At 73.7% G+C, this 10,923-nt stretch carries 7 protein-coding genes; 1 reads left to right on the top strand and 6 read right to left on the bottom strand.

Annotated elements, in window-relative coordinates; translation table 11 throughout:
• The first annotated feature begins 228 nt into the window (after positions 1 to 228).
• A complete protein-coding gene (locus ACH4TG_RS11510) occupies positions 229 to 2,271 on the top strand; it encodes a protein kinase (RefSeq protein ID WP_398241971.1) in 2,043 nt (680 codons plus the stop codon).
• Here the strand turns inward: ACH4TG_RS11510 and ACH4TG_RS11505 are convergent.
• From ACH4TG_RS11505 to ACH4TG_RS11480, 6 genes are all read right to left on the bottom strand, one after another.
• Positions 2,160 to 4,478 carry an MMPL family transporter gene (locus tag ACH4TG_RS11505; protein ID WP_398241970.1) on the bottom strand — a complete coding sequence of 773 codons (2,319 nt, stop codon included), beginning with the start codon at positions 4,476 to 4,478 and terminating at the stop codon, positions 2,160 to 2,162. The genes ACH4TG_RS11510 and ACH4TG_RS11505 overlap by 112 nt on opposite strands.
• 165 nt (positions 4,479 to 4,643) lie before the next feature.
• Positions 4,644 to 6,152 (bottom strand): Asp-tRNA(Asn)/Glu-tRNA(Gln) amidotransferase subunit GatB, encoded by a 1,509-nt coding sequence (gatB, locus tag ACH4TG_RS11500; RefSeq protein ID WP_398241969.1) that lies wholly within the window; start codon positions 6,150 to 6,152, stop codon positions 4,644 to 4,646.
• 15 nt (positions 6,153 to 6,167) lie between these two features.
• The gene (locus ACH4TG_RS11495; RefSeq protein ID WP_398241968.1) at positions 6,168 to 6,392 is read right to left on the bottom strand and encodes a hypothetical protein; all 225 of its coding nucleotides are present in this window, start codon (positions 6,390 to 6,392) and stop codon (positions 6,168 to 6,170) included.
• A complete protein-coding gene (gene gatA / locus ACH4TG_RS11490) occupies positions 6,389 to 7,882 on the bottom strand; it encodes an Asp-tRNA(Asn)/Glu-tRNA(Gln) amidotransferase subunit GatA (RefSeq protein ID WP_398241967.1) in 1,494 nt (497 codons plus the stop codon). Before gatA ends, ACH4TG_RS11495 begins: the two co-directional genes overlap by 4 nt.
• Positions 7,883 to 7,979: 97 nt before the next feature.
• A complete protein-coding gene (gatC, locus tag ACH4TG_RS11485) occupies positions 7,980 to 8,276 on the bottom strand; it encodes an Asp-tRNA(Asn)/Glu-tRNA(Gln) amidotransferase subunit GatC (RefSeq protein WP_398241966.1) in 297 nt (98 codons plus the stop codon).
• Between the two features lie 195 nt (positions 8,277 to 8,471).
• A complete protein-coding gene (locus ACH4TG_RS11480; protein ID WP_398241965.1) occupies positions 8,472 to 10,802 on the bottom strand; it encodes a putative bifunctional diguanylate cyclase/phosphodiesterase in 2,331 nt (776 codons plus the stop codon).
• Between the last annotated feature and the right edge of the window lie 121 nt (positions 10,803 to 10,923).

Here is a 10,923-nt window from a genome sequence, read left to right as displayed (position 1 = left end):
TCCTTAGGGAGCCCGAGCAGGGCCTTAGACGCCTCAGGTGCCTTAGGCGCCTCAGGCCCGGGGCCCGTGACGGCGACGTGTCACAACGACGTCCCTCCTCAACGGCCGTGTCACGGCCGGGCAACGTCGCTTGACCGGTAAACACCGGTCGCGGGAACCTGAACCACCCCTGGACGCCGGTGTGTTGTGGGCCCACCGGCCAGGGCAAGGGGAGGGAATCACACGCTCGTGGACACCGGTCTCTACATCGGCCCGGACAACGCGCCCGATCGCTACCGTCTGCTCCGCTCGATCGGCCGAGGCGGCGAGGCGGTCCTGTATCTGGCCGAGCTGGAACTCGGCGGGGCGAAGGAACCGGTCGTCGTGAAGATGCTCGACGCCCGCCAGACCCTGTCGCAGGACCTGTTCGCCAAGATCAGCGGGAAGTGGCGGGAGCAGGCCGAACTGCTGCGCTTCGTCCACCGGCTGGGCGTGGTGGGCATCCGGGAGCACTTCGAGGGCCCGTCGGCGCATCCGGCCGGCGGCGCCGACGACACCGGCGCGGGCCGGGCGCTGTTCCTGGTGATGAACCACGTCGAGGGCCTGGACCTGCGCGACTGGCGGGCCGAGCGGGCGCTGGACGCCCCGGCCGAGCGCCGCGAGGCGGTGCGCTGCCTGGAACAGCTGGCCGACGTGCTGGACTGGCTGCACGGCGGTTCGGCGACGCCGTCCGGCCGCACGGTCGTGCACGGCGACCTGTCGCCCGGCAACGTCATGATCGACACGCACGGGCAGGCGACGCTCGTCGACTTCGGCCTGAGCAAGCTGACCGCCGACCACCAGACCGCGGAGGTGTGGTTCACCCCGGGGTTCGCCGCGCCCGAGGTCTTCGAGGGCAAGCGCAGCCCGGCCACCGACCGGTACGCGTTCGGCGCGCTGGCGTACTTCCTGCTCAGCGGGGACTCGCCGGCCACGATGCCGGAGACGCTGCGGGCCGCGCTGCTGGACCTGCCGGAACTGGTGGCGCTGGACACGGAGAAGGCGGCGCGCATCGCCACCATCTTCGCCACCGACCCGGCGGACCGCCCGGAGTCGCTGGCGGCGTGGGTGCGCGAGCTGCGGCCCGCCGTCATCTCGACGACGAGGCCGCCGGCGCCTCCCAAGCCCGCCGGTCCCGCGCCCGTGCCCGTTCCGGCGCCTGCCGCCCCGGCCGTGCCGCCGCCGCCCGCGCACGCGCCGGCCGCGGGCGCCGCCGACGCACCCGCCGCCCCCGTTCCGCCGCAGCCCGCGCAGGCCCCGCAGGGCGCCGCGGAGCCGGCCACCGTACCGCGGCAGGCACCGTCAGCCGCGCCGGCGGCTCCGGCCGCGGCCGGACAGGGCGCGCACCAGGCGGCCGGCCCGGCAGCCCGGCCGGATGCCGCGCAGGCCCCGCAGGCCGCCGCCGCGGAGGCCCCGGTCCTGCCGCCCTCCCCCTACGCGCCGAAGGAGCCCGCGGCCCCGCTGCCGCCCTCTCCCTACGCCCCGGAGGCCGCCCCGCCGGCGGGCCAGGGCGGCGGGGGCGCGGGCGGCACCGGGTCCACGGTGCCGCTGACCCAGCAGCCCGTTCCGGGGTCGGGCACGGGCGACGGCGGCGGGTCCGGGGACCGCAGGCGCAGCCGCAAGCCGAAGGTCGTGCTCGCGCTGGTCGTGGCGGCGCTGCTGGTCGGCGGCGGCGCCTACGCGGGCGTCGCGCTGTCCGGCGGCAAGGGCGACGACAAGCACGCCGACGGGCCGACCGGCACCCCGGCCACCAGCGCGCCGGCCACGCCGAGCGGCGTGCCCACGACGACGGCCCCGGCGGCGTCGGACGACCCGTCCGCGGACCCCAGCTCCACCGGGAACGCCACGTTCAAGCCGGGTGACACGGACTCGCTGACCACCATGCAGTCGGTCGACTCCAGCTACTACGGCCTGAACACCGGCACCGCGGAGGTCAGCGGCAAGCTGTACGACGACGTGCTGCGGACCGGCGACAACGAGTGCGACGCCGGGTACGTCGAGTACAACCTCGGCCGCGGCTACAGCACCTTCGACGTCCTGCTCGGGCTGGACGACAACAGGAAGGACCTGCCGATGACGTTCACGATCACCGTGGACAACAGCCGGCTGGCGCATGACCGGGTCAGCCTGGGCAACCCGCTTCACCGGGTCCTGAACGTCTCCGGGGCGCTGCGGCTGCGCGTCGACTGGTCCTCCGACAGCGACTCGGACTGCGGGGTCGGCGTGCTCGCCAATCCCAAGCTCGAGCGCTGATCGGGCGCGGGCGGCACCGGTAGGGCGGCGTCCAGCGCGGGCGCCGGCGGGATGGCGGTGGCGGTGGCGGGCGCCTCGATGCTCAGCCGCGGCAGCCGCCGTTCCAGCCAGCCCGGCAGCCACCAGTTGGCGCCGCCCAGCAGATGCATCAGCGCGGGCACCATCAGCGTGCGCAGCACGAACGCGTCGAGTGCCACCGCGGAGGCCAGCCCGATGCCGAACATCGACATGACGCGGTCGCCGCTGAGCACGAAGGCCAGGAAGACGGCGATCATGATGACCGCGGCGGAGTTGATCACCCGGCTGGTCTCGGCCAGCCCGACGCGCACCGCACGGCGGTTGTCGCGGGTCTCCCGCCACTCCTCGTACATCCGGCTGACCAGGAAGACCTGGTAGTCCATGGAGAGCCCGAAGAGCACCGACACCATGATCACCGGCAGGAACGGCTCGATCGGCCCTGCCCGGCCCAGCCCGAGCCACGAGATGCCCCAGCCCCACTGGAAGATCGCGGTGACCACGCCGAACGACGCGGCGACGGCCGCCACGTTCATCACCGCGGCCTTCAGCGGGACGCCGAGCGAGCGGAAGGCGAGCAGCAGCAGGATCCCGCCGAGGCCGACGACGCAGCCGACGAACAGCGGGAGCTTGCCGACGATCACCCCGGCGAAGTCGTCGTAGCTGGCGGTGGTGCCGCCGACGTACACGTGCAGGCCGGTGCCGTGCTCGGCGGCGGGCAGCACGTCATGGCGCAGGTGCTCGACCAGGGCCGAGGTGGACCGGGACTGCGGGGCGCTGTCGGGGACGACGGTGATCACGCCGGTGCTGCCGGCCCGGTCGAAGGAGGCCGGGCTGACGCTGGCCACGCCCGGGGTGTGCCGGAGGGTCTGCGGCAGGTCGTCCATCGCCACCCGGGCGGCGGCGCCGTCGGTGGTGCCGACGAGGGTGAGCGGGCCGTTGGTGCCGGGCCCGAATCCGTCGGCGAGCAGGTCGTACGCCTGGCGGGTGGTGGCGGTGGCCGGGCCGTTGCCCTGGTCGGAGGTGCCGAGGTGCAGGGAGAAGGTGGGCAGCGCCAGCACCACCATCACCACCGCGGCCAGCCCGCCGAGCAGCTTGGGGCGGCGTTCCACGAACGCCGACCAGCGGGCGGCGAGCCCGCCCGGCATCTCCGGCTGCGGCCCGTGCTCGGCCAGGGCGCGCCGCTCACGGCGGCTGAGGGCGCGGTGCCCGATCAGGCCGAGCAGCGCGGGCAGCAGGGTGATCGAGGCGGCCACGGTGAGCAGGACGGTCAGCGCGGAGGCGACGGCCACGCCGTTGAGGAAGCCGAGCCGCAGGATGAACATCCCGAGCAGCGCGGCGCACACCGTGCCGCCGGCGAACACCACCGCCCTGCCGGTGGTGGCGACCGCCTCCTCGGCGGCCTGGGCGACGGTCAGGCCGCGTTTGAGTCCTTTGCGGTGCCGGGTGACGATGAACAGCGCGTAGTCGATGCCGACGCCCAGGCCGACGAGCATGCCGAGCATGGGCGCGAAGTCCGCGACGGTCATGCCGTGGCCGAGCAGCACCGTGCCCATGTAGGCGGTGCCGCAGCCGACCAGGGCGGTCGCGATGGGCAGCAGCATCGCGGCGAACGAGCCGAACGCCAGCAGCAGCACGACGGCGGCGACGGCGACGCCGACGATCTCGCTGAGGTGGGCGCTGGTGCCCTCGGTGTTGCCGACCGCCTGGCCGCCCAGCGCCACCTGCAGATCGGGGGTCTGGGCGGACTTCGCGGTGTCGACCAGCGCCTGGGCCTGGGCGGAGCTGATGGTGTCGGCGCTCTGGCCGTAGGAGACGGCCGCGTAGGCGGTGTGCCCGTCGCGGCTGATCTGGGATGCGCCGGCGGTGTCGTAGGGGCTGACGACCGAGGTGACGCCGGGCAGCGTGCGGGCCTTGTCGAGGACCTTGCCCATGGACTGCTCGACGGCGGCGGCCCGGACGGTGCCGTGGTCGGTGTGCCAGACGATGGTGTCGCTGTCGCCGGCCTGCTCGGGGAACGCGTCCTTCAGCAGGGTCGCCGCGTGACCGGACTCGGTGCCGGGTGCCTCGTAGCTCTTGGAGTACGCCGACCCCGCGGCGCCGGCGGCAGCGGTGAGGCCGACGAGGACGGCGAGCCACAGGAGCACGACGGTGATGCGGCGGTTGAGGCACCACCTGGCGAGTGCGGCCATGCGCAGTTGTCTCTCCTGTGAGGCTGCCCGAAGGGTCCGCTTCACTGTGCCAGCTAAAAGTGATCGATTGGGACTTTCGTGCCCTTCCTCACAAGCGGTAAAAAACATGTAAGGACGGCACCTGACCTGCGGTGCCGTCCTTACGAACGCCTTACAAGGCGAGGGTCAGCCCTGGACGCCGAGCTTCTCCAGAACCAGTTCGCGCACCCTCTTGGCGTCGGCCTGGCCGCGGGTCAGCTTCATGACCGCGCCGATCAGCGCGCCGGCCGCCGCGAGGTTGCCGCCGCGGATCTTGTCGGCGACCGCCGCGTTGTCCGCGATGGCCTGGTCGACCGCCGCACCGAGCGCGCTGTCGTCGGAGACGACCTTCAGCCCGCGCTTCTCCACCACGGTGTCCGGCTCGCCCTCGCCGGCCAGCACGCCCTCGATGACCTGGCGGGCCAGCTTGTCGTTGAGGTCGCCCGCGGCCACCAGGGCCGAGACCCTGGCCACCTGCACCGGGGTGATCGGCAGCGCCGACAGCTCGCTGCCGGACTCGTTGGCGTGCCGGGCCAACTCGCCCATCCACCACTTGCGGGCCGAGGCGGCGTCCGCGCCGGCCTCGATGGTGGCGACGATCAGGTCGATCGCGCCGGCGTTGAGCACCGACTGCATCTCGTGGTCGGAGATGCCCCAGTCGCTCTTCAGCCGCTCGCGGCGCAGGCGCGGCAGCTCCGGCAGCCCGGCCCGCAGCTCCTCGACCCACTCCCGCGGCGGCGCGACCGGCACCAGGTCGGGCTCGGGGAAGTAGCGGTAGTCCTCCGCCTCCTCCTTGATCCGGCCCGAGGTGGTGGAGCCGTCCTCCTCGTGGAAGTGGCGGGTCTCCTGCACGATGGTGCCGCCGGACGACAGCACCGCGGCGTGCCGCTGGATCTCGAAGCGGGCGGCCCGCTCGACGCTGCGCAGGCTGTTGACGTTCTTGGTCTCGCTGCGGGTGCCGAACGCCGCCCGGCCCTGCGGGCGCAGCGACAGGTTCACGTCGCAGCGCATCTGGCCCATCTCCATGCGGGCCTCGGACACGCCCAGCGCCTTGATCAGCTCGCGCAGCTCGGCGACGTACGCCCGGGCCACCTCGGGGGCCCGCGCGCCGGCGCCCTCGATCGGCTTGGTGACGATCTCGATCAGCGGGATGCCGGCCCGGTTGTAGTCCAGCAGCGAGTACGTCGCGCCGTGGATGCGGCCGGTCGCGCCGCCCACGTGGGTGGACTTGCCGGTGTCCTCCTCCATGTGGGCGCGCTCGATCTGTACCCGGAAGACCTCGCCGTCCTCCAGCTGGACGTCCAGATAGCCGTTGAAGGCGATCGGCTCGTCGTACTGCGAGGTCTGGAAGTTCTTCGGCATGTCCGGGTAGAAGTAGTTCTTCCGCGCGAAGCGGCACCACTCGGCGATCTCGCAGTTCAGCGCCAGGCCGATCTTGATCGCCGACTCGACGCCGATCGCGTTGACCACCGGCAGCGAGCCGGGCAGGCCCAGACAGGTCGGGCAGGTCTGGGAGTTGGGGTCGGCCCCCAGCTCCGTGGAGCAGCCGCAGAACATCTTCGTGCGGGTGCCCAGCTCCACATGGACCTCAAGGCCCATCACCGGGTCGTACGACGCCAGCGCATCCTCGTAGGACAGCAGGTCCGTGACGGTCACAGCTCGCTCTACCTTTCAGTCCGTCAGGACGTCGTCGTCGTGCTGGCGCAGCTCGCGAACGAGCAGGGCCACGCCGGTGGCCACCGCGGCGACCCGGATCAGGCCGTCGACCAGCTGCAGGGTGTCCTCGTCGCCGCGGGCGCTGCGCACCTTCTTGATGTTGCTGAAGGCGGCGAACAGGGTGGTGCCGATCGCCAGGTAGGTGCCGGCCTTGCTCTTCTTGCCTTTGTTGGTGCTCACAGCTGCGGTGCCTCCTCAAGCAGCGGGTGGCCCCACTTCTTCACGAAGGCGGCCTCGACGGCGGCGCCGACCCGGTAGAGCCGGTCGTCCTGGAGCGCGGGCGCGATGATCTGCAGACCCACCGGGAGACCATCCTCCGGGGCCAGACCGCAGGGCAGCGACATCGCCGCGTTGCCGGCCAGGTTGACCGGGATGGTGCACAGGTCGGCCAGGTACATCGCCAGCGGGTCGTCGGCGCGCTCGCCGATCGGGAACGCGGTGGTGGGGGTGGTCGGCGACACGATGACGTCGACCTTCTCGAACGCCCGCTCGAAGTCGCGGGAGATCAGGGTGCGGACCTTCTGCGCGGAGCCGTAGTAGGCGTCGTAGTAGCCGGAGCTGAGCGCGTAGGTGCCGAGGATGACGCGGCGCTTGACCTCGGGGCCGAAGCCCGCCTCGCGGGTCAGCGCGGTGACCTCCTCCGCCGAGTGCGAGCCGTCGTCGCCGACCCGCAGGCCGTAGCGCATCGCGTCGAAGCGGGCCAGGTTGCTGGAGCACTCCGACGGCGCGATGAGGTAGTACGCGGCCAGCGCGTAGGTGAACGACGGGCAGGACAGCTCGACGACCTCGGCGCCCAGCTCGCGCAGCATCTCGACGGACTCGTTGAAGCGCTGCACGACGCCGGCCTGGTAGCCCTCGCCGCTGAACTCCTTGATCACGCCGATCCGCAGGCCCGCCACGCTGCCGCTGCGGGCCGCCTCCACCACCGGGGGCACCGGGGCGTCGATCGAGGTGGAGTCCATCGGGTCGTGCCCGGCGATCACCTCGTGCAGCAGCGCCGCGTCCAGCACGGTGCGGGCGCAGGGGCCGCCCTGGTCCAGGGAGGACGAGAAGGCGACCATGCCGTACCGGGACACCCCGCCGTAGGTCGGCTTGACGCCGACGGTCGCGGTGACGGCGGCGGGCTGCCGGATGGAGCCGCCGGTGTCGGTGCCGATGGCCAGCGGCGCCTGGTAGGAGGCGAGGGCAGCGGCCGAGCCGCCGCCGGAGCCGCCGGGGATGCGGGTCAGGTCCCACGGGTTGCCGGTCGGGCCGTACGCGCTGTTCTCGGTCGAGGACCCCATGGCGAACTCGTCCATGTTGGTCTTGCCGAGGATCACCACGTCGGCGTCCTTCAGCCGCTTGGTGACGGTCGCGTCGTACGGCGGGATCCAGCCCTCGAGGATCTTGGAGCCGACGGTGGTGGGCACGCCCTCGGTGGTGAAGATGTCCTTCAGCGCCAGCGGGACGCCGGCCAGCGGGCCCAGCGGCTCGCCCGCGGCGCGCTTGGCGTCCACGGCGCGGGCCTGGGCCAGGGCGCCCTCGCGGTCCACGTACAGATAGGCGTGCACCTTCTCGTCGACGGCCTCGATGCGGGCCAGGTGCGCCTCGGTCACCTCGACGGCGGTCAGCTCGCCGGAGGCGATCTTCGCGGCGGTCTCGGCGGCGGTCAGCCGGATGATGTCGATCACTTGTTGCTCGCTTCTCCGCCCGCGCGGCGGGACCGCGCCTCCGTCATCGTCTGCGGCCCACCGGCCGCGTGTGCGTCGCTCGCGGTCGTGGCCATGGTCAGTCCTCCCCCAGGATCTGCGGCACCTTGAAGCGCTGCTGCTCCTGCGCGGGCGCGCCCGACAGGGCCTGCTGCGGGGTCAGCGACGGCCGGACGGCGTCCGGGCGCATGACGTTGGTCAGGGGCAGCGGGTGCGAGGTCGGCGGAACGTCCTCGCCGGCCACCTCGGCTACCCGGGCTACGGCACCGATGATGTCGTCGAGCTGCTCCGCGAAGTGGTCCAACTCTTCGCCGGAGAGCTCCAGTCGTGCCAGCCGGCCGAGGTGGGCGACCTCCTCGCGCGTGATGCCAGGCATGCAGCGATCCTCTGGGGGGTGAGATGTCGATTGTGGCCCCAATCCTACGGGCCCGGCCGTCCGCACCCGAACCGCATTACACCCCGGCCGGACCGGGCGCCCGCGACGGGCCGGGGTGGAGCGGCTCCGGCCTGCGGGGCACGGCCCCGGGCGCCGGGCGTGGGGCCGTGCTTCGTGGCGCGCCCGGCCGCCCTCCTAGGTGGTCGCGGCGCTGCCCGAGGGGCGGGAGGCGTCCGCGACGGCGGCGTGCCCGGGCTCCGCCTCGGCGGCCGCGGTGAGCGCGGGCGGGCCCACCGGGGCGGCGGCGGTCGCCGCGGTCGTGGCCGCGGGGGCAGTGGCCGTGGTGGTGCTGCTCGTGCCGGCGGTGGCCCCGGCGGCCGTGGTGTTGGCGACCGTGGCGCGGCCCGGGCGCTGCCAGCCGCGCTCGCCGCGGGCGCGCAGCCAGCTGGTGGCCTCGTCCGGGGGCATCGCGGCGGCGACCAGCCAGCCCTGGACGGCGTCGCAGCCCAGGTCGCGCAGCCGCTCCCAGGTCTCGTCGTCCTCCACGCCCTCGGCGACGACCATCAGGCCCAGCGAGTGGGCCAGGTCCACGGTGCAGCGGACGATCTCGGCATCCTCGGGGTCCACCACCAGCCGGGCCACGAACGAGCGGTCGATCTTCAGCTCGCTGACCGGCAGCCGGCGCAGGTGCACCAGGGAGGAGTAGCCGGTGCCGAAGTCGTCCAGCGACATCTTCACGCCGTGCCCGGTGAGCCCGTTGAGCGTCTCGGCGGCCCGCTGCGGGTCCTCCAGCAGGACGTGCTCGGTGATCTCCAGCTGCAGGCAGCCGGGCGGCACCCGGTGGTGGGCCAGCCGGGCGGCGACCGCGCCGGCGAAGCCGGGGGTGTGCACGTCGCGGGGCGAGACGTTGACGGCGACGGGCACGTCGAGTCCGGCCTCGCGCCAGCGGGCGATCTGGGCCAGCGCGGTGTCCAGGACGTACTCGGTCAGCTGCGGCATCAGGCCGGACGTCTCGGCCATGGCGATGAACTCGTCCGGGTTGACCCGGCCGCGGTCCGGGTGCTCCCAGCGGACCAGCGCCTCCAGCCCGGCGACCTGCCCGTCGAACCGCACCTTGGGCTGGTAGTGCAGCTCCACCTCGCCGGCGTCCAGGGCGCGGCGCAGGTCGCCGAGCAGCCCGAGCCGGTCCGGGGTGTTGCCGTCCCTGCTGACCTCGTAGACCTCGACGCCGCTGCGGTCCCGCTTCGCCTGGTACATCGCCACGTCGGCCCGCCGCAGCAGGCCCTCGGCGTCCAGGGCGTGGTCCGGGAAGACGGCGACCCCGGCGCTGGCCTCCAGCACCAGGGTCAGCCCGTCGAGCCCGATCGGGGAGCCGAGGGCGGCGACGAGCGCCCGGGCGACGCGCTGCGCCTTGGTCGGCGAGTCGCAGGCCGGCAGCAGTACGGCGAACTCGTCGCCGCCGAGCCGGGCCGCCTCGGCGCCGCGCGGCAGGGCCAGCCGCAGCCGGTCGGCGATCTGCAGCAGCAGCCGGTCGCCGGCGAGATGGCCGAGGGTGTCGTTGACCGAGCGGAACTTGTCCAGGTCGATGAGGATCAGCCCGACCCGGCCGCCGGGGGCCGGCACCTGGCCGCCGGCCGCGGCGGACTCGGGCTGCTTGGCGCGGTCCTGGGCGACGTCCAGCGCGGACCAGGCGCGCTCCAGCAGCCACTGGCGGTTGGGCAGGCCGGTCAGCGGGTCGCGCAGCTGCTCCTCTGCGCGGGCGTGCGCGATCCACAGCGTGGAGTCCAGGGCGATCAGCGGCACCGAGAACAGCGGCAGCAGCGAGGGCTTGTCGCAGGCCACCACCAGGATCAGCGGGGAGATGCCGAGCAGCGCGATGCCGACCATGCCCTGGCGGACCAGGGCGGTGCGGGCGACGGTGGGCAGCCCGCCGGCCCGGGGCGCGAACGCCCACCACAGCAGGGCGCGGGTGGCGGCCAGATAGGCCAGTCCGGTGACGCAGACCGTCACCGCGGCCGTCGGCGACCAGGCGGCGGGCAGCCAGGGGCTCTCGACCGAGGGGCGGGTGCCGAACAGGGCGAGGGTCAGCGCGCCGGCGCCGATGCCCAGGATGTCGATGGCGCCGTGCAGCAGCGCCTGCCGCCAGCGGTGCCGGCGGGCGCCGCCGACCAGGACCACCACGGCCAGGCTGACCAGCACCGCGGGCACCCAGCCGTAGAGCATCAGCATGGCCAGGGTGAGGGCGGCGCCGGAGCCGGTGCCGCCCCACCAGCGGTCCCGGCCCATGGCCACCAGGTGGCCGACGATGATGCCGGTGAGGAACGCGAACGACCAGCCCACGGTGCCGCCGGGGAACAGCGCATGACCGTCGCTCAGCACCCGGACCACGCCGGCCAGCAGGGCGACGCCGGCGACCCCGGTGACCACCCGGCGGGCGAGCGCACCGGGGTGGGCGGGGAGGACGGACGGGGACGCGGCAGGGCTGCTGAGCAGCGGCGCCGCTCGGGCGCTGTCCGTCGATTCCATGCCCGTCCCTCTCACAGCCCGTCGCACACACAGGTGCCTCGCGCCGGTGCCGTCGGCGGCGTCCCGCTGGGGTTCCGCCGCACGGCCGTTGCCGGGCCGGCGCGCCTTTCCACAGTAGGCC

Origin of the sequence: Streptomyces sp. NPDC020917 (assembly GCF_044333795.1) — a bacterium.
GTDB lineage: Bacteria > Actinomycetota > Actinomycetes > Streptomycetales > Streptomycetaceae > Actinacidiphila.
Note: the sequence above shows the minus strand (reverse complement) of the source record. Positions and strands in the feature narration are given on the sequence as shown.